The sequence below is a fragment of the Metabacillus herbersteinensis genome, assembly GCF_042433335.1.
Classification (GTDB): Bacteria; Bacillota; Bacilli; order Bacillales; family Bacillaceae; genus Metabacillus; species Metabacillus herbersteinensis.
On the sequence record NZ_JBHLVO010000042.1, the window covers coordinates 1 to 18158 of the forward strand.

An 18158-nucleotide genomic window follows, 5' to 3' on the forward strand; every position below is an offset into this window, starting at 1 on the left:
TAAAAGTAATTTCATAAACTTTCGAACCGCCGTATACCGAACGGTACGTACGGTGGTGTGAGAGGTCGGCGCGGTAACGCGCCTCCTACTCGATTGTCGTTTACCCCACGACACTCAAGAACTTAGCCTTACATCGTTGGTGAAAGCGCTTGCGTTATTCCGCAATCTATTACGACATCTGTATCAATAAAACTACAACAGTATAATTTTTGTACTAATACAGATTATTTTAATTACAATGATATAAAAAAAGACAAACATTAATTTAGTAATTTAAAATAGGTGTGCAAAGAGATTGACGCATGTGAAAGCGATGTTGTAAACTAAGAATTGTAATAATAAGTTGTATTAGTTGGAAACTTAATCTTATTAATACAGACTACCAGCTTGCAGGTCTAAACGACATACATAATTAGAGTTTTCGACAATCACCTAATGTGGTATATAAGAAGTATGACTGAAGCTAAAAAAAATTGTGTCGTAGGCTTTGTTTTGGGGTAACCTATTGCTGTGATTATTGGAATCATCTACCTAGGAATTAGAAGATGATTACTATTTTTAAAGCCTGAATGTTTTCTTACCTGTTAAGTAAAACAGTGAACGAATATAGGGGACAAATGATTAATTCTCTATTCTATTTGTTCGCTTCATGATAACACTCTAAGGAGAAAAGAAAGGAAGAGGTATTAAGATGGCTGCAAAAACAAAAAACGCTGTTGTTGACAGCAAGAAGCAATTTGAAAACATTGCAAAGCAGTTCGAAACGTTCCAAATTTTAAATGAAGAAGGAAAAGTAGTAAACGAAGCTGCAATGCCTGAGCTATCAGATGAGCAGTTAAAAGAACTAATGACGCGTATGGTATACACTCGTATCCTAGATCAACGCTCAATTTCTTTAAACCGTCAAGGTCGCTTAGGGTTCTATGCGCCAACTGCTGGGCAAGAAGCATCACAAATTGCAACTCATTTCGCATTAGAAAAAGAAGATTTTATCTTACCAGGATACCGTGATGTTCCACAATTAATTTGGCACGGCCTTCCTTTATATCAAGCATTTTTGTTCTCTCGTGGACACTTCAAAGGAAATCAAATGCCAGAAGACGTGAATGCAATCTCTCCACAAATCATCATTGGAGCACAAATCATTCAAGCTACAGGAGTGGCATTAGGTTATAAAAAACGTGGTCAAAAAGCTGTTGCGATTACTTATACAGGTGATGGTGGAGCTTCACAAGGAGATTTCTACGAAGGAATCAACTTTGCAGGAGCTTATAAAGCGCCAGCGATCTTTGTTGTCCAAAACAACCGTTATGCGATTTCAACTCCTGTTGAAAAACAATCTTCTGCACAAACAATTGCTCAAAAAGCAGCTGCTGCAGGTATTGTGGGTATTCAAGTTGATGGTATGGATCCATTAGCAGTTTATGCGGCAACTCTTGATGCACGTGAGCGTGCAATAAATGGAGAAGGACCTACACTAATTGAAACACTTACTTTCCGTTATGGTCCACATACAATGGCTGGTGACGATCCAACTCGCTATCGTACGAAAGAAACAGAAAATGAGTGGGAATCAAAAGATCCACTTGTAAGATTCCGTAAATTCCTAGAGGGTAAAAAGTTATGGAGCGAAGAAGAAGAAAACAAAGTTATCGAACAAGCGAAAGAAGATATAAAAGAAGCAATTAAAAAAGCAGATGATACTGAAAAACAAAAAGTAACAGATCTTATGTCTGTTATGTATGAAGAAATGCCTTATAACTTGAAAGAACAGTATGAAATCTACAAAGCAAAGGAGTCGAAGTAAGCTATGGCGCAAATGACATTAATTCAAGCCATTACTGATGCGTTACGCACAGAATTAAAAAATAATGAAGACGTCTTAGTTTTTGGAGAAGACGTTGGAGTTAATGGTGGCGTATTCCGTGCAACTGAAGGATTACAAAAAGAGTTTGGTGAAGATCGTGTATTTGATACACCACTTGCTGAATCAGGTATTGGTGGTCTTGCGATTGGTCTTGGTTTAACAGGCTTCCGTCCAGTTATGGAAATTCAATTTTTCGGATTCGTTTATGAAGTGATGGATTCCGTATCAGGCCAAATGGCGCGTATGCGTTACCGTTCTGGTGGACGTTGGACGTCACCTGTAACGATTCGCTCTCCATTCGGTGGTGGAGTACATACTCCTGAGATGCATGCTGATAGCTTAGAAGGATTAATGGCTCAACAACCTGGTTTAAAGGTTGTAATTCCGTCAACTCCTTATGATGCAAAAGGACTACTTATTTCTGCAATTCGTGATAACGATCCAGTTGTTTTCTTGGAGCATATGAAGCTTTATCGTTCATTCCGTCAAGAAGTTCCAGAAGAAGAATACACAATTGAAATTGGTAAAGCTGATGTTAAGCTTGAAGGTACCGACCTTTCAATTATCACTTACGGAGCAATGGTTCACGAATCTTTAAAAGCTGCTGAAGAACTTGAAAAAGAAGGGATTTCAGTTGAAGTCGTCGATCTTCGTACTGTTAGTCCATTAGATATCGAAACAATTATTGCATCTGTTGAAAAAACAGGTCGAGCAATTGTTGTTCAAGAAGCACAAAAACAAGCGGGTATTGCTGCTAACGTAGTAGCAGAAATCAATGACCGTGCAATTCTTAGCTTAGAAGCTCCAGTCTTACGTGTGACAGCGCCTGACACAGTTTTCGCTTTCTCACAAGCTGAAACCGTATGGCTACCAAATTACAAAGATGTAATTGAGACTGCTAAGAAAGTAATGAACTTTTAATTAAATTTTATAGGAGCTATCCTGTTTTGTATTTTTGACTTACCCAGGATGAGCCCTTTGTTTACGAAAACTTTTTTATAAATCAAGGAGGTAGATTGCACGTGGCATTTGAATTTAAGCTTCCAGATATCGGTGAAGGTATCCATGAAGGTGAAATCGTAAAGTGGTTTGTAAAAGTTGGCGATGAAATAAATGAAGATGACATTCTTGCAGAAGTGCAGAATGATAAAGCAGTTGTTGAAATTCCATCACCTGTTAAAGGAAAAGTACTAGAATTAAAAGTAGAAGAAGGTACGGTTGCTACAGTAGGACAAACCCTAATTACTTTTGATGCTCCTGGTTATGAAGACCTTAAATTTAAAGGTGATGACCATGATGCTGAACCTAAAAAAGAAGAAAAGACTGAAGCACAAGTTCAGGCAACAGCTGAAGCTGGGCAAGATGTAAAAAAAGAAGAAACACCTAAGCAAGAAGAAAAAGAAACTGGAGCAGGTTCACAAGATCAAGTTGAAGTTGATCCAAACAAACGTGTAATAGCTATGCCTTCAGTACGTAAGTATGCACGTGAAAAAGGTGTAGAGATTAAACAGGTATCAGGGTCTGGGAAAAATGGTCGAGTGTCAAAAGAAGATATAGATTCTCATCTACAGGGCGGTTCAAAAACTGAAGAAGCACCAGCTACTACAGATACAAAACAGCCAGCAAAAGAAGAGAAAACAGAACAAAAAGAAGCAGCTGCTCCTGCAGTTCCTGAGGGTGAATTCCCAGAAACTCGCGAGAAAATGAGTGGTATGCGTAAAGCGATTGCCAAAGCAATGGTTAACTCTAAGCATACTGCTCCACACGTAACATTAATGGATGAAATTGATGTAACGGAACTTGTTGCACATCGTAAAAAGTTCAAAGGTGTTGCAGCCGAGCAGGGTATTAAGTTAACATATTTACCGTACGTAGTGAAAGCACTTACGGCAGCGCTGAAAAAATATCCTGTACTTAACACATCATTAGATGATAAAACAGAAGAGGTTGTACAGAAACATTATTACAACATCGGAATTGCTGCTGATACAGAAAAAGGACTTATGGTTCCCGTTGTAAAAAATGCTGAGCGTAAGTCAGTATTCAGTATTTCTGATGAAATTAATAATCTAGCAACAAAAGCGCGTGATGGAAAGTTAACTGCTAGTGAAATGAAAGGTGCATCTTGCACAATCACAAACATTGGTTCTGCTGGTGGACAGTGGTTCACTCCGGTTATTAATCATCCAGAAGTTGCAATTTTAGGTATCGGCCGTATTGCTGAAAAGCCTGTTGTTCGTGATGGAGAAATTGTTATTGCTCCAGTATTAGCTTTATCTTTAAGCTTTGATCACCGTATGATCGATGGTGCTACAGCTCAAAATGCTTTAAATCACATCAAGCGTTTACTCAATGATCCACAATTAATTTTAATGGAGGCGTAATCGATGGTAGTTGGAGATTTTCCTATTGAAACAGATACTATTGTCATCGGAGCAGGACCAGGCGGATATGTTGCAGCAATCCGCGCTGCTCAATTGGGACAAAAAGTAACAATTGTAGAAAAAGGTACAGTAGGTGGCGTATGTTTAAATGTTGGGTGTATCCCTTCAAAAGCATTAATCGCAGCAGGTCACCGCTTTGAAAATGCAAAGCATTCTGAAGACATGGGAATATTCGCTGAGAACGTAACAGTTGATTTCTCAAAAGTTCAGGAGTTCAAGCAAGGAGTAGTTAAGAAACTCACTGGTGGAGTAGAAGGACTGCTTAAAGGCAATAAAGTGGAGATTGTTAGTGGTGAAGCCTACTTTATTGATAATGAATCAATAAAAGTAATGGACGAAAACTCTTCACAAACATATAAATTCAAAAATGCAATTATTGCAACTGGTTCACGTCCAATTGAAATTCCAGCGTTCAAATACTCTAAACGTGTATTGGATTCTTCAGGTGCTTTAAATCTGCAAGAAATTCCTAACAAAATGGTTGTTATTGGTGCTGGTTATATCGGAACAGAGCTTGGAACGGCATTTGCGAACTTTGGTACAGAAGTAACATTTATCGAAGCTGGTGATGACATTTTAGCTGGCTTTGAAAAACAAATGAGTTCACTAGTTAAACGTAATCTTAAGAAAAAAGGGAACGTTGAGATTCATACTAAAGCCATGGCTAAAGGTGTGGAAGAAACTGAAACTGGTGTTAAAGTTACATTTGAAGTAAAAGGTGAAGAAAAATCAGTTGAAGCTGACTACTTACTAGTTACTGTTGGACGCCGTCCGAATACGGATGAGCTTGGTCTTGATCAAGTCGGTATTGAAATGTCTGATAGAGGCATTATTAAAATTGATAAACAATGTCGCACAAATGTATCAAATATTTTTGCAATCGGTGATATTGTTGAAGGTCCTCCACTCGCTCATAAAGCTTCTTATGAAGGGAAAATTGCTGCAGAAGTGATTGCTGGTGAAAACGCAGAGATTGATTACTTAGGAATTCCAGCAGTTGTTTTCTCTGAACCAGAACTAGCGTCTGTAGGTTACACAGAAGCCAGGGCAAAAGAAGAAGGTATTGAAGTGAAAGCATCGAAATTCCCATTTGCAGCAAATGGTCGCGCACTTTCGTTAAACAATACAGATGGTTTCTTAAAGCTTATTACTCGTAAAGAGGATGGTTTAGTAATTGGAGCACAAATTGCAGGAGCTAGCGCGTCTGATATGATTTCAGAGTTAAGCCTAGCTATCGAAGCTGGCATGACAGCAGAAGATATCGCAATGACAATTCACGCACATCCGACACTAGGGGAAATCACAATGGAAGCAGCAGAAGTTGCCATTGGTAGCCCTATTCATATAATGTAAAAATTAGTGCAATCAAAAAGCTGTCTCATCATGAGACAGCTTTTTTGCGTTAATTCATTAATCAGACAATGCTTCTAGGATCGGCTTTGTTATTTCATCTTTACTTAAAACACTTCCTTCGATATGAACAATTATTTGTTGTTCATCAATCACAAGTAGAGAGGGATATGTATCTACTTCAAAAGGTCCGTATTCTTGTTTGGCTGCGATTACCTTCATATTATCAACTTTTTCTGGAAATTCTTTCTGTAGATCAAGCAACGCATCATAGTAGACTGCCTCACGATCAATATTTTTATCATCTGAAAAGAAGAGTAGCTGTTTTTCTTCAAACACGCCATCATTTAGTCCATTTGAGGAAACTTGAGAAATATCACATGATGAAAGAACTAAGACTGACATGATAATGGCAAATAGGATAGGTCTTGCCAAGTTGCCCACCTCTTTTAATAAGTATATCGATAGTTTATCTGGTAGATTAATAAGTCTTTATGCCTATTCGGAACATAAAAGTGTAACTCCTGAACCTTTGTTAAATTAATCCTATTTTATCATATACTTTTGTTAAACTAGTAGATGTCATCTATTTGTTACATAAATGAAAAATTTACATATAAAAATATCCGGGAAATTACTTCTACAGAAAAACGACGTTAGGCTGATACCTATCGTCGTTTGTGTGAATATATTTTATTCTTTAGTAGATTCTTTTGCGACTCCTTTATACTTAATAACTTTTTCTTCACGTAGAGATTTTAGTAATGAAAAGGCCATTAAAATCATGATAATCGCAAAAGGTAAGGCAGCGATTATTGAAGCTGTTTGTAATGCTGCTAATCCACCAGCCCATAATAAAATGGCAGCTGCAGAGGATTGAATAATGCCCCAAATGAACTTAATTGAACCTGGAGGGTTAAGCATACCGTTCGTAGTTTGCATTCCCAAAACAAAAGTTGCAGAATCAGCAGACGTAATAAAAAAGGAACTAATTAAAAGAATGGCTAATATTGACATTACTGTCCCAAATGGAAACTGTTCTAACATAGCAAATAATGCTACTTCAGTGCCTTGTTCATTGACAATGTCGACAAGTGAAATCCCTTGTACATGATCTAAAAATATTGCTGAACCTCCGAACACTGAAAACCATAGAGCCCCAAAAACAGTCGGAACAGCTAGTACTCCGATCGTGAACTCACGAATCGTACGTCCTCGAGAGATCCGAGCAATAAACGTTCCTACAAATGGTGCCCATGAAATCCACCATGCCCAATAAAAGATGGTCCAATCTTGGATCCAAGTATTGTCTTGTTCAAATGGCATCATTTTGAAACTCATTGATGGTAAGTTCTGAAGATAACTTCCAAGCGTTGTTGTAAAGAAATCCATAATAAAATTCGTTGGACCTGCAAACAACAGAAATAACATGAGTGAAATCGCCAATATGACATTTAAGTTACTCAGATATTTAATACCCTTATTTAACCCAGTTTGCGCTGAAAGCATAAACAAAACAGTTACGACTAAAATAATGATTAATTGAGTTGTAAAATTGTTTTCTACTCCGTCAAAAAGATAAGATATTCCAGCGCTGATTTGAGCTGCACCGAAACCAAGTGAAGTCGCTACGCCAAACACTGTTGCAAAAACAGCAACAAAATTAATTAAGACTCCCGTTTTTCCATCAACTCGATCACCTAAAATTGGACGTAAAATATTGCTAATGACCCCATTTTGCTCTTTACGGAAGGTAAAGTAAGCGAGTGAAAGTGCAATAACTGAATAAATAGCCCAAGGATGAAAGCCCCAGTGAAAGAAAGAATACCTTAGTGCATTGCGTGCGGCTTGATCGGTTAAGCCATCTCCTGTAGGTGGTGAGCTATAGTGAAAAAGCGGCTCAGACACACCCCAGAATACAAGACCAATTCCCATGCCAGCGCTAAAGAGCATCGCAAACCATGTTAAATAAGAGTATTGAGGTTCATCATCATCTTTTCCTAATTTAATGTTTCCATATCTTGAAAAAATAAGTCCAACCGAAAAAATCAAGAAGAAAGTAGCGGATAAAAGGTAAAACCAGCCGAATTTTTCAATAATAAAACCTTGAATGGCAGTCGTAACTGTAGCAAGGTTTCCATTTGGAAGCACACTTTCGGGTATTAAACCCCAAAGAATAAATAATGTTGTCACAATAACTGAAAGAATAAAAACAGGTGTGAATTTTTTCATTAAGTTCATACACTCCTCCTTAGGTAATATGTAGTAAAAACACGAAGTTTAAGTGTAACATTCCTATTTTATATAGTGAAGCAATAAGGCTTAATATATACTAGGGATAGTAATTAAATTGGGGGAACAAACGTAATGGAATTTTTTCGAATAGCTGCCATTTTGCTAGCTTTTATTTCACTCTGTTCTGGATGTAACGTGCAAACTGCCTCAAATCAGGAGAAACAAAATGGAGAAAATAAAGAGCGAATAGCTGAAGATAGTGATCAAAATAAGCAAGAATTTGAGTCGGAAAATGATAATAAAGAGATAGTAGAAAAACAAGATGATATAGAATTAAAAGAGGTTGTAACGGAGGCAGTAGTCAGTTTGCAACCAACTTATGAGCTGAATGCAGCTAATTGGTCGATAAAGCCAATTTCTGGGGAGACAAACAAAAAGGTTGTCTTATTAACAATAGATGACGCACCTGATAGGTATTCATTAAAAATGGCTAAAACATTAAAAGCAGCAGGAGTGTCTGCTATTTTCTTTGTAAACGGTCATTTTATTCAATCAGATGAAAAGAAAGCAATATTAAAAGAAATATACGATATGGGGTTTGCAATAGGTAACCATACGATGACGCACAGCAATTTAAACGATTTATCAGAGGAAGAACAGTTTAAAGAGATCGTTGAATTAAATAATCAAATCGAATTAATTATTGGAGAACGTCCTAGGTTTTACCGTGCACCATTTGGAAGTAATACTGAATATAGCAAAGAATTGGCCGAAAAAGAAGGAATGCTATTAATGAATTGGACTTACGGATATGACTGGGAAAAAGACTATTTATCTAAAGATGCTTTAACAGACATTATGGTGAATACTCCATACTTAACCGACGGAGCCAATCTACTTATGCATGATCGAGAATGGACCTATGAAGCTTTGCGAGGAATTGTAAAAGGATTACAGGAAAAAGGATATACGATTGTTGATCCAAACTTAATAAAAACTCCGAAATGAAGAAGGGTGACTGCACCCTTCTTTCATTTCATCTTTTGTAAAAATACATCACACGTCCATTAAATAGTTGGAGCTCTCCTTTTAGCTTTTTTGCGAGAAACTTACATAATTCATTCGCTTTCCCTTTATCTCCATGTGTCGCTGTTATTGGCAAGGAAACTTGTATAAGCGGAATCTCCTCGTTTTCTTCCTCTATATCACCCACCGCTAAGTAGATCTTATTATACTCAGCCAAACTCGAAGTTAGTGTAAGGTAGTTATCAACTCTTTCATATGTATAAGGAAACGCGGACTTCTCGTAAGACCAATCAAGCTGTTGACCAGTTTTACTAGTGATTTCAATATAATAAGCCAGCAGCTCCTCCAATTCTTCTAAAGACATACCTGATTTGTTAGATGCAGGCACAAGCTTTATAAATGCATGACTCGTCAAGTTCCCCAGCTCCTAGTATTCTGAAGTATTTGTATTTTAGTAGATACTAAGTTAAATTTTACAATTTCAACGGAGTATTGGCAACTTCCTAAGTGTGCTAGTACAATTTCCCTTTATACTTGTTGTCGTGAAAAGATTGGGTTATAATTAATTTCTAAATAATCAGATAATTCGGAGGTGTTTTTATGAACCATTTTGAAAAATTCTACGATGAAACGGAAAAGGCCAATGTACGTTTTGTAGGGTTTTCAACAGAAGAGAAGCGGTATGATTTTGGGATTGTTTATAGCCATATGTTTTTTGGTAAGCCGTTAGTTATTTGCATGCAATCAGGACGATCAACACTCCTTGACACTAAAGATCTTAAAGACCTCGAATTTCTACAGAAAATCTTCCACATAGAATCAAAGAAACAAGCTCAAGATTTAGCAACTTTCTTTTATACTGCAATTCCTATCCTTTCACTTGAAACACAATACGAATGATAAATGCTTAATGTAACCACAATTCTCTAAAAAAGAACAAAATTCTCATTAAAATATCTAATGTGTTATACAATTTACCCCTTGACGTTTTAAATGTGACATATTATTATAGAGTTAACAACAAAGGTAAAGCGCTTTCAAAGAATAAAAGACTTTGAGAGTGCAATAATGATTGAAAAGGGGTATGGAGATGGGAACAATCGTTTGTCAACACTGCAACTCTACAATCGGTCATATTGAGGTTGAAAAGGTGACAACATTTTACAGCAGCTCCAATCAGTGTGACTGTAAGCATGTCGATACAGAGCGAGTTGTCGAGGTCAAATAAGGGGTTAAGATATAGAAATGCATTAAGGGGTAATGAAAGCATGCAACGCTGTTGCATGCTTTCATTTTTTTAAAATTACTAACGAATCGCTCTGTGTTCTTTAATGACTCGTAAATAAGAAAGACTCGGATCTTCAGGGCCTTGGACAGGGAGCCCAGCTTCCATGTTTTTAAGCGTGTATGTTAAATTTTCTTCTGTAATAATTTCACCAGGAATAAAGATTGGGATTCCTGGTGGATAAACCATGATAAACTCAGCAATAATACGCCCAGCGGATTCTTTGAACGGGACAATTTCTGTTTCCGAATAAAAAGCATCACGAGGTGTTAAAGCCAGAACCGGGATATCAGGTAAGAGAATCTTTATTTTCAGATCATTTTCTTGCTTTTTGCTATATTCAAGAGATAGTGCTTTTAAAGCATCAATCAAGATTGTTGTTTCACGTTCTGTGTCACCAGGTGTAATAATACAGAGAATATTGTATAGATCCGACATCTCTACCTCAATTTGATAGTTTTCACGCAACCATTTTTCAACATCATAGCCTGTTAAGCCAAGTTCTTTTACTAAAATGATTAGTTTAGTTGGGTCGTAATCAAAAGTAGCTTTTGAACTAAGAATTTCTTCCCCAATACAGCGGATGTTATCAATAGAATTAATTAGCTCCCTTGTTTGATTAGAAAGCTGAATCGTTTTTTCAATGAGCTCTCGGCCTTCTGTTGCAAGCTGCTTTCTTGCTACATCTAAAGAAGCAAGGAGTAAGTAGGATGTTGATGTTGTCGTCATCATGCTCATAATCGTTTGTACCCTCTGAGGCGATACAAGGCCCTCCCTCACGTTCAGAACAGAGCTTTGTGTCATAGATCCTCCGAGCTTATGAACACTTGTTGCTGCCATATCAGCACCAGCCTGCATTGCACTTAACGGTAAATCTTCATGAAAGTGAATGTGCACTCCATGAGCCTCATCGACTAAGACTGGCACATTATATGAATGTGCCACTTCTACAATTTTCTTTAGATCTGCTGAAACGCCAAAATAAGTTGGGTTAATTACAAGCACACCTTTAGCATCTGGATTCTGTTGCAATGCTTTTTCAACGGAATCTGTCGTAATACCATGAGAAATGCCTAATTCTTTATCAATTTCAGGGTGAATAAAAATAGGTGTAGCACCAGAAAAAACGATTGCAGTCATAACTGATTTATGCACATTTCTGGGGACAATTATTTTATCTCCTGGTCCACAAACCGCCATGACCATAGTCATAATGGCTCCACTAGTTCCTTGAACGGAGAAAAAGGTATGGTCGGCTCCAAAAGCTAGGGCCGCTAAATCTTGCGCTTCTTTTATGATTCCTTTAGGTGAATGAAGATCATCTAAAGGGATTATATTGATTAAATCTATCGACAAGGCATTGTCACCTATGAAATTTCGAAATTCAGGATCAATACCTGCTCCTTTTTTATGGCCTGGAATATGAAATTGAACGGGTTCTCTTTTTGCATGCTTGATTAAACCGGTAAATAACGGTGTTTCTAATTGCGACAAATTCTTTCCCACCTTCTTTTACATGGATCATGTTTATGTTATTGGTTTTGTTATTAATTTTATATCCGAGTTCTTCTATAAAACAAAAGAATTATACCGTTATGATGATTTTCAGTCAATAAAAATAATTGTTAACTCAAACATAACCTAACTCATAAGAGTCTTTTTAATACATAGACAGCTTTACCACAAATGATAAAGAAAAATTCAAAAAGGAATTTGAATAAAATACTAGAATTTATATTGTATTGGAATTAGGAGGGGAAATAAATGAGTTGGAAAACAAGGGTGACAGATTCCTTGGGTATTCAATACCCAATCATACAGGGTGGTTTAGCCTATTTAGCTTATTCCGAGCTTGCGGCAGCGGTATCAAATGCAGGAGGTTTAGGACAAATAACGGCAATGTCGTTAGGAACTCCAGACGCCCTTAGAGAGGAAATAAAAAAAATCAAAGAAAAAACAACGAAGCCATTTGGTGTAAACTTTGCAATTGGTCAGCATGGACGACCATTTAATGATTTACTTCAAGTAGCAATTCAGGAAGAAGTACCGGTAATTTCGATGACAGGTGGCAATCCAGCGCCAATCTTTGAACAATTAAAAGGAACAAAAGCGAAAAAATTAGTTCTTGTCGCGGCTAAAAGACAAGCGATAAAAGCAGAAGAGCTTGGTGCAGATGCTGTTATGGTTGTCGGTCAAGAGGGTGGCGGTCATTTAGGAAGAAACGACATTGGGACAATCGTGTTAATACCTCAAGTTGTTGACGCCGTTACAATTCCGGTCATTGCTTCAGGTGGGATTGGAGATGGTCGTGGCTTAATGGCTGCTTTAAGTCTAGGAGCAGAAGGTATTGAAATGGGCACACGATTTATTGCCACACAAGAATGCGTACATGCTCACGCCCAGTATAAAAACGCGTTAGTGAAAGGTACCGAAAATGACACAGTTGTTATTAAAAAATCACTAGGTGCCCCTGCTCGTGCTATCTCCAACAGCTGGACGAACCGAATACTAGAAATCGAACAACACTCGGGAGGGTACGAAGAATTAAAAGATTATATTAGTGGTAATGCTAACAAAAACTATATTTATGATGGTAAACTTGACGAGGGTTTTGCCTGGGCAGGCCAGGTCATGGGATTAATTGAAGATGTGCCCACTGTAAACGAATTAATTTCAAGAATGATTACCGAGGCAGAAGCCATTCGGAATGAATGGTCACTTTCTCAAAAGGTAGGAAGAAAGAGGGACTGAAAATTGGATTATCAATATCCTATTTCATATGAATGGAGTACAGAAGAAATGGTAAGTGTTCTCGCATTTTATGAATGTATCGAAAAAGCTTATGAAAAAGGTATAAGTCGAACAGAATTAATGTCAGCATATCGTCGTTTAAAAGAAATCATTCCAGGCAAATCAGATGAAAAGAACCTGTGTGATGAATTCGAGGAAGTAAGTGGCTACTCAGCATACCGGGCTGTAAAAAAAGCGAAAGATGCGAGTGAAGAAGATTGGATTTCTATAAAAAAACAGGGATGACAGCTGCTGTCATCCCTGTTTTTTACTAAATCAAACTGATTTTTGTGCTAATTGGTAAAGTGGCATTAACTTTTTAAATGTATCCTCGACGGTTTGAATAAATTGTTCACCACTCATTTTTACGGAGTCCTCGCGGCTTATTTGGATACCACATAAAATTTCAGCCTTTTTAACGTTTTGTAAGCGAGTGAATATGTCTTTAAATTCACTATCTGAAAGCTCGCTTTGCTTTACTACATCAGGCTTTGTGTGGTCAATGGACCATACATAATTTTTAGGTATTTTCTTTTTTAACTGATTCCACTCGTTTTCTAGTAATTTCCCGAATGCTTCTTTAATCGGTGACTCATATATAACAGCGAACCAAACAAATACATGTGTTTCCCATAAACCTATTTGAAAATGAGGAAGCATTTTATAGCCTCTTTTACTTGATGCAAAGGCAACCCATGTATCTGCTGGAGGATTCACTGATCTTCTCGCATGCTTTGCCACATGAGGAAATAGTTCATCGCCAGTCAATGTAGAAAGTGTTGGTGAAAAGTGTGTGCCTAAGCCATCAAGTTTTGGACGAACAGTAGCTATCAATGCTTCCATTCTGTTATCTAAGCCATCAATTTTAAATACGTCAAAATCCTTTTCTTCGAATCCCTTAAATTCCAAAACAAAATCTCCTTTGTATCTGTAGTAGCTTTATTCTAGCATACAACATACGTTCGGTGAACTCATTTGCACGTTTCAAATTCTTACCGTCGTGGTAAGAAATAGGTATATACACAATTTCAAATGTTCAGTTCCATCCGTTTTCTCTACTTCATAATATATATAAAATAACTGAATATTCTTACACGTGTAACTTAAAACCGATAATTCGTATAAAGAAAGGGGCGGTAGAAAGATGAAGCAAATCGTTAAAGGAAATAGTCCAAAGGAGTCAAAAAATCATATCGGGGTGTTGAGACTAGAATTAGATTATGAGTTAGCCACCCTATACGATGCTATGCAGACAAACGATCAAGAGAAGAAAATAGAGAGTAAACGTAAACTCGAAAAACTACGAAAAGAATGGATGAGACTTCAATCCTGAAGGGGAATTTACTCCATAAACGAACCTCGTATAGGTTCGTTTTTGCTTGCGCCCACGCGCTAACGATTGTCTTTTCTTGATTTTCGTTCTTTCATTACAGTATCCTATAACAAACAAGACTCGATTTTACATAGAAATGAGGTTGCTCATGACAAATTGGAGAGACATCGATCTAAAGGCAAAGCAATGGGTCAGTGAAGCGGGAGAAATCATTCGACAATCTTTTAAAACAACGCTGACAATTTCAACAAAATCAAATCCAAATGATCTTGTTACAAACATGGACAAAGACATTGAAACGTTTTTTATTAAAAAAATCAATGAGACGTTTCCGGATCATAAAGTATTAGGTGAAGAAGGACAAGGTGACCAAATCGACTCCACAGAAGGTGTTATTTGGATTATCGATCCAATTGATGGAACAATGAATTTTGTCCATCAACAGCGTAACTTTGCAATTTCTGTAGGTGTGTATGGGGATGGAGTAGGTCAAATTGGTTTGATTTATGACATTGTTCATGACGAACTTTACCATGCATTTAAAGGGAAAGGCGCATTTATGAATGACCTAAAACTCCCAATGCTTGAAGAGGTCGAATTATCAGAAGCTGTGATAGGGTTGAATGCAACTTGGGTAATGGAAAACCATCGAATTGATCACAAGCTTCTCACACCTTTAGTTAAGGCGGTTAGGGGAACGAGGTCCTATGGTTCAGCTGCACTAGAATTCGCTTATGTTGCTTCAGGTCGAATTGATGCTTACTTAACAATGAGACTATCGCCATGGGATTTTGCAGCAGGGTTGGTCATTCTTGATGAAGTAGGAGCGGGAACATCTACTGTAGAAGGAGAAAGCATACATATTTTATCACCAAGTAGTGTCTTGGTCGGAAGAAAGAACATCCATACAAAAATCTTGAAAAATTATTTAAACGTTTAGAGTACATGCTAAGTAGTAGAGAACTTACTCAAGCGGACTTCCCTTTTTTTGAAGATCTGATCACATATAGTCCATCATGGCAAGAGGAAGAATGTCATTTAGAGACAATAGATGCTTATATGCTGAAGTATAAAATGTTAAATGGTAGATGGCTTGTTTGGTCATGTAATTCAAAACAAATAGGAATTAGCTTTACAGTTGCATGGTCACCCGCGAATGAAAAGCCTTGGATTGGAACCATTTTAATTCATCCAAACGAACGGATGAAAGGATTCGCTTCAACAATTATTGATCATATTTGCGAGGGATTTCGCCAATCAGGAGAAAAAGCTGTTTTTGCTGGTTGCCCGATCAATCAAAATGAATGGATTAAATTTTTAGCGAATTGTCAATTCGAGCAGTTTAAAGTTGAAAGAGACGACCTTGGTAAGGAATATAGTATCTTGGTCAGACCGCTATAATCTAAGTAATTACAAAAAAAAAGCTCATCGAATTTTGGATGAGCTTTTCCACACATGAAACGTTCTTTGTACTCGTCTAGTCCAACAACCCTTTTTCTCTCATTCTTTTTTTCAAAACAAATCCTGTGCCCATTACGGCAATTACCCCAATTATTGCTCCTAACATGCCCAAGATACTTCTAAATGCAACGGCTATTCCAATTAAAGCCATGAAAACGGCAGCTAAAACGGCCAGTACTAAAAAAACCCATTTCCCAAACTGCATAAAATACATCTCCTTTTAGGTATAATTAACCTATATCCATGTCAAATTTTGATTATTTTCGACGTCCTCTTATAGTTTACTTAAAATCATTCTACTTTTCTACACTATTCATGGTATAATATCGAAGGTGATTTTGAAATTAATAAAGGATGTTCAAAAAGTTAAAAATAATCATTGTCGTGCGACAGGTTTTCACGGACTTATAGCCAAATGTGGACACGCCAATAATTATTTAATGCCTTTTCTGAATATACATTTTTAGGAGATGAAATTGTGAAACTTCGAAACGATATTCGAAATATTGCTATTATTGCCCACGTTGATCATGGGAAAACAACGTTAGTCGATCAAATGCTACATCAATCTGGAACATTCCGTACAAATGAGCAAGTGGCTGAACGTGCTATGGATTCAAATGATTTAGAGCGTGAGCGTGGAATAACAATTTTAGCCAAAAATACGGCTATTAATTATAAGGATACACGAATTAACATTATGGATACACCTGGACATGCTGATTTCGGTGGCGAAGTTGAACGTATCATGAAAATGGTTGACGGCGTTTTACTAGTTGTTGATGCTTATGAAGGTTGCATGCCTCAAACTCGCTTTGTTTTGAAAAAAGCTTTGGAACAAAAGTTAACTCCGATTGTTGTTGTTAATAAAATTGACCGTGACTTTGCTCGTCCTGAAGAGGTTGTTGACGAAGTTTTGGATTTATTTATTGAATTAGGTGCGAATGAAGAACAATTGGACTTCCCGGTTATTTTTGCATCAGCTATTAATGGGACAGCAAGTGTTAGTCCGAACCCAGCGGAGCAAGATGAAAACATGATCTCTTTATTTGATGCGATTGTTGATCATATTCCTGCACCAATTGATAACACAGATGAACCACTACAATTCCAAGTTGCTTTACTAGATTACAATGACTATGTAGGTCGTATTGGTATTGGACGTGTGTTCCGTGGAACGATGCAAGTGGGACAACAGGTTTCTTTAATGAAATTGGACGGTTCAATCAAGAATTACCGTGTGACAAAACTTTTTGGCTTCCAAGGATTGAAACGTGTTGAAATTGAGCAAGCAAAAGCTGGCGATCTTGTCGCAGTTTCAGGAATGGAAGATATCAATGTTGGGGAAACACTTACTCCTGTTGAACATCAAGAAGCGCTTCCGATTCTTCGAATTGATGAGCCAACTCTTCAAATGACGTTTGTTGTTAATAACAGCCCATTTGCTGGTCGTGAAGGTAAATTCGTTACTTCACGTAAAATAGAAGAACGTTTAATGTCTCAATTACAAACAGATGTTAGCTTACGTGTAGAACCAACAGCTTCCCCGGATGCTTGGACTGTTTCTGGTCGTGGGGAATTGCATCTTTCTATTTTAATTGAGAATATGCGACGTGAAGGTTTTGAATTACAAGTGTCGAAACCTGAAGTAATTGTTAGAGAAATTGATGGTGTACGTTGCGAGCCTGTTGAACGTGTACAAATCGACGTACCAGAAGAACACACTGGTTCTATTATGGAATCAATCGGTGCCCGTAAAGGTGACATGGTTGATATGATTAACAACGGTAATGGTCAAGTTCGATTGATCTTTAATGTACCTGCTCGTGGATTAATCGGTTATTCTACAGAATTTATGTCATTAACACGTGGATTTGGTATTATTAACCATACGTTTGATAGCTACCAACCAATGCAATCAGGTCAAGTTGGAGGACGTCGTCAAGGCGTACTTATTTCGATGGAAAATGGAAAATCGACAACTTATGGTATTCAAGGAATTGAAGACCGTGGCGTTATTTTCCTTGAATCCGGAGTAGATGTTTATGAAGGTATGATTGTTGGGGAACATAATCGTGAAAACGATCTTGTTGTAAACGTATGTCGAATGAAGCAACAAACGAATATTCGCTCAGCTAACAAAGATCAAACAAATAGCATGAAAAAGCCACGCATTATGTCGTTAGAAGAATCTCTTGAATACTTAAATGAAGATGAATATTGCGAATTAACGCCTACTTCTATTCGTTTAAGAAAGAAAATTCTTGATAAAAACGAACGTGAAAAATCTGCTAAAAAGAAAAAAATGGCACTATCTGAATAAAAATCGTGCTTGTATTCTGATATAGAGTTACTCAAACAAAGCTG

19 protein-coding genes are annotated in these 18158 nt (G+C 37.3%); 13 read left to right on the plus strand and 6 right to left on the minus strand.

All coding sequences use genetic code 11. The features are described 5' to 3' along the window. Positions 1 to 691 precede the first annotated feature (691 nt). The 4 genes from pdhA to lpdA all read left to right on the plus strand — a co-directional run bounded on the left by pdhA (position 692) and on the right by lpdA (position 5664). On the plus strand, positions 692 to 1807 hold the full coding sequence (pdhA, locus tag ACFFIX_RS25470; RefSeq protein WP_378939132.1) for a pyruvate dehydrogenase (acetyl-transferring) E1 component subunit alpha: 1116 nt from the start codon (positions 692 to 694) through the stop codon (positions 1805 to 1807). 3 nt (positions 1808 to 1810) lie between these two features. Next, positions 1811 to 2788 carry an alpha-ketoacid dehydrogenase subunit beta gene (locus ACFFIX_RS25475; protein WP_378939134.1) on the plus strand — a complete coding sequence of 326 codons (978 nt, stop codon included), beginning with the start codon at positions 1811 to 1813 and terminating at the stop codon, positions 2786 to 2788. Between the two features lie 101 nt (positions 2789 to 2889). Continuing rightward, a complete protein-coding gene (locus ACFFIX_RS25480; protein WP_378939136.1) occupies positions 2890 to 4251 on the plus strand; it encodes a dihydrolipoamide acetyltransferase family protein in 1362 nt (453 codons plus the stop codon). A gap of 3 nt (positions 4252 to 4254) precedes the next feature. Next, positions 4255 to 5664 (plus strand): dihydrolipoyl dehydrogenase, encoded by a 1410-nt coding sequence (lpdA, locus tag ACFFIX_RS25485; RefSeq protein ID WP_378939139.1) that lies wholly within the window; start codon positions 4255 to 4257, stop codon positions 5662 to 5664. A 57-nt stretch (positions 5665 to 5721) separates the two neighbouring features. Here lpdA and ACFFIX_RS25490 read toward each other — a convergent pair whose 3' ends face one another. Then, positions 5722 to 6096, minus strand: a complete 375-nt coding sequence (locus tag ACFFIX_RS25490) for a hypothetical protein (RefSeq protein WP_378939141.1) — start codon at positions 6094 to 6096, stop codon at positions 5722 to 5724. A gap of 258 nt (positions 6097 to 6354) precedes the next feature. Then, positions 6355 to 7893 (minus strand): glycine betaine uptake BCCT transporter, encoded by a 1539-nt coding sequence (locus tag ACFFIX_RS25495; RefSeq protein WP_378939197.1) that lies wholly within the window; start codon positions 7891 to 7893, stop codon positions 6355 to 6357. A 135-nt stretch (positions 7894 to 8028) separates the two neighbouring features. Between ACFFIX_RS25495 and ACFFIX_RS25500 the strand changes: the two genes are divergently transcribed. Next, on the plus strand, positions 8029 to 8904 hold the full coding sequence (locus tag ACFFIX_RS25500) for a polysaccharide deacetylase family protein (RefSeq protein WP_378939143.1): 876 nt from the start codon (positions 8029 to 8031) through the stop codon (positions 8902 to 8904). Between the two features lie 28 nt (positions 8905 to 8932). Here ACFFIX_RS25500 and ACFFIX_RS25505 read toward each other — a convergent pair whose 3' ends face one another. Then, a complete protein-coding gene (locus ACFFIX_RS25505) occupies positions 8933 to 9337 on the minus strand; it encodes a DUF1885 family protein (RefSeq protein ID WP_378939145.1) in 405 nt (134 codons plus the stop codon). Between the two features lie 185 nt (positions 9338 to 9522). On the opposite strand from ACFFIX_RS25505, the gene ACFFIX_RS25510 reads away from it, so the two are divergent. Together ACFFIX_RS25510 and ACFFIX_RS25515 are read left to right on the plus strand one after the other, a co-directional pair. Further along, positions 9523 to 9822 carry a DUF3055 domain-containing protein gene (locus ACFFIX_RS25510; protein ID WP_378939147.1) on the plus strand — a complete coding sequence of 100 codons (300 nt, stop codon included), beginning with the start codon at positions 9523 to 9525 and terminating at the stop codon, positions 9820 to 9822. Between the two features lie 190 nt (positions 9823 to 10012). Next, entirely contained in the window at positions 10013 to 10150 is a 138-nt protein-coding gene (locus ACFFIX_RS25515) for a GapA-binding peptide SR1P (RefSeq protein WP_378939149.1), read from the plus strand. A 78-nt stretch (positions 10151 to 10228) separates the two neighbouring features. Here the strand turns inward: ACFFIX_RS25515 and ACFFIX_RS25520 are convergent, their stop codons facing one another. After that, the gene (locus ACFFIX_RS25520) at positions 10229 to 11701 is read right to left on the minus strand and encodes an aminotransferase class I/II-fold pyridoxal phosphate-dependent enzyme (protein WP_378939151.1); all 1473 of its coding nucleotides are present in this window, start codon (positions 11699 to 11701) and stop codon (positions 10229 to 10231) included. Between the two features lie 270 nt (positions 11702 to 11971). Between ACFFIX_RS25520 and ACFFIX_RS25525 the strand changes: the two genes are divergently transcribed. Further along, entirely contained in the window at positions 11972 to 12958 is a 987-nt protein-coding gene (locus tag ACFFIX_RS25525; protein ID WP_378939153.1) for an NAD(P)H-dependent flavin oxidoreductase, read from the plus strand. 3 nt (positions 12959 to 12961) lie between these two features. Then, complete coding sequence (locus tag ACFFIX_RS25530) at positions 12962 to 13243, plus strand: UPF0223 family protein (protein WP_378939155.1); 282 nt, start codon at positions 12962 to 12964, stop codon at positions 13241 to 13243. Positions 13244 to 13273: 30 nt separating this feature from the next. Here the strand turns inward: ACFFIX_RS25530 and ACFFIX_RS25535 are convergent, their stop codons facing one another. Then, positions 13274 to 13906, minus strand: coding sequence for a YktB family protein (locus tag ACFFIX_RS25535; RefSeq protein WP_378939157.1), 633 nt, complete (start codon positions 13904 to 13906; stop codon positions 13274 to 13276). A 235-nt stretch (positions 13907 to 14141) separates the two neighbouring features. Between ACFFIX_RS25535 and ACFFIX_RS25540 the strand changes: the two genes are divergently transcribed. The 3 genes from ACFFIX_RS25540 (at position 14142) to ACFFIX_RS25550 (ending at position 15731) form a co-directional block, all read left to right on the plus strand. Then, positions 14142 to 14330, plus strand: a complete 189-nt coding sequence (locus ACFFIX_RS25540) for a YkzI domain-containing protein (protein ID WP_378939159.1) — start codon at positions 14142 to 14144, stop codon at positions 14328 to 14330. Positions 14331 to 14478: 148 nt separating this feature from the next. Continuing rightward, on the plus strand, positions 14479 to 15270 hold the full coding sequence (locus ACFFIX_RS25545; RefSeq protein ID WP_378939160.1) for an inositol monophosphatase family protein: 792 nt from the start codon (positions 14479 to 14481) through the stop codon (positions 15268 to 15270). 5 nt (positions 15271 to 15275) lie between these two features. After that, positions 15276 to 15731, plus strand: a complete 456-nt coding sequence (locus ACFFIX_RS25550) for a GNAT family N-acetyltransferase (RefSeq protein ID WP_378939162.1) — start codon at positions 15276 to 15278, stop codon at positions 15729 to 15731. A 76-nt stretch (positions 15732 to 15807) separates the two neighbouring features. Here ACFFIX_RS25550 and ACFFIX_RS25555 read toward each other — a convergent pair whose 3' ends face one another. Beyond that, positions 15808 to 15996 (minus strand): YlaF family protein, encoded by a 189-nt coding sequence (locus tag ACFFIX_RS25555; RefSeq protein WP_378939164.1) that lies wholly within the window; start codon positions 15994 to 15996, stop codon positions 15808 to 15810. A 273-nt stretch (positions 15997 to 16269) separates the two neighbouring features. Here ACFFIX_RS25555 and typA point away from each other — a divergent pair, with 273 nt between their 5' ends. Further along, the gene (gene typA, locus ACFFIX_RS25560; protein WP_378939166.1) at positions 16270 to 18114 is read left to right on the plus strand and encodes a translational GTPase TypA; all 1845 of its coding nucleotides are present in this window, start codon (positions 16270 to 16272) and stop codon (positions 18112 to 18114) included. Positions 18115 to 18158: the final 44 nt, after the last annotated feature.

Bases quoted from the DNA above. Each gene is read 5' to 3' on its own strand.
- ACFFIX_RS25545 (WP_378939160.1), top strand. From the start codon at position 14,479: ATGACAAATTGGAGAGACATCGATCTAAAGGCAAAGCAATGGGTCAGT.
- ACFFIX_RS25475 (WP_378939134.1), top strand. From the start codon at position 1,811: ATGGCGCAAATGACATTAATTCAAGCCATTACTGATGCGTTACGCACA.
- ACFFIX_RS25540 (WP_378939159.1), top strand. From the start codon at position 14,142: ATGAAGCAAATCGTTAAAGGAAATAGTCCAAAGGAGTCAAAAAATCAT.
- pdhA (WP_378939132.1), top strand. From the start codon at position 692: ATGGCTGCAAAAACAAAAAACGCTGTTGTTGACAGCAAGAAGCAATTT.
- ACFFIX_RS25525 (WP_378939153.1), top strand. From the start codon at position 11,972: ATGAGTTGGAAAACAAGGGTGACAGATTCCTTGGGTATTCAATACCCA.
- ACFFIX_RS25495 (WP_378939197.1), bottom strand. From the start codon at position 7,893: ATGAAAAAATTCACACCTGTTTTTATTCTTTCAGTTATTGTGACAACA.
- ACFFIX_RS25510 (WP_378939147.1), top strand. From the start codon at position 9,523: ATGAACCATTTTGAAAAATTCTACGATGAAACGGAAAAGGCCAATGTA.
- lpdA (WP_378939139.1), top strand. From the start codon at position 4,255: ATGGTAGTTGGAGATTTTCCTATTGAAACAGATACTATTGTCATCGGA.
- ACFFIX_RS25500 (WP_378939143.1), top strand. From the start codon at position 8,029: ATGGAATTTTTTCGAATAGCTGCCATTTTGCTAGCTTTTATTTCACTC.
- ACFFIX_RS25515 (WP_378939149.1), top strand. From the start codon at position 10,013: ATGGGAACAATCGTTTGTCAACACTGCAACTCTACAATCGGTCATATT.
- ACFFIX_RS25555 (WP_378939164.1), bottom strand. From the start codon at position 15,996: ATGCAGTTTGGGAAATGGGTTTTTTTAGTACTGGCCGTTTTAGCTGCC.
- ACFFIX_RS25550 (WP_378939162.1), top strand. From the start codon at position 15,276: ATGCTAAGTAGTAGAGAACTTACTCAAGCGGACTTCCCTTTTTTTGAA.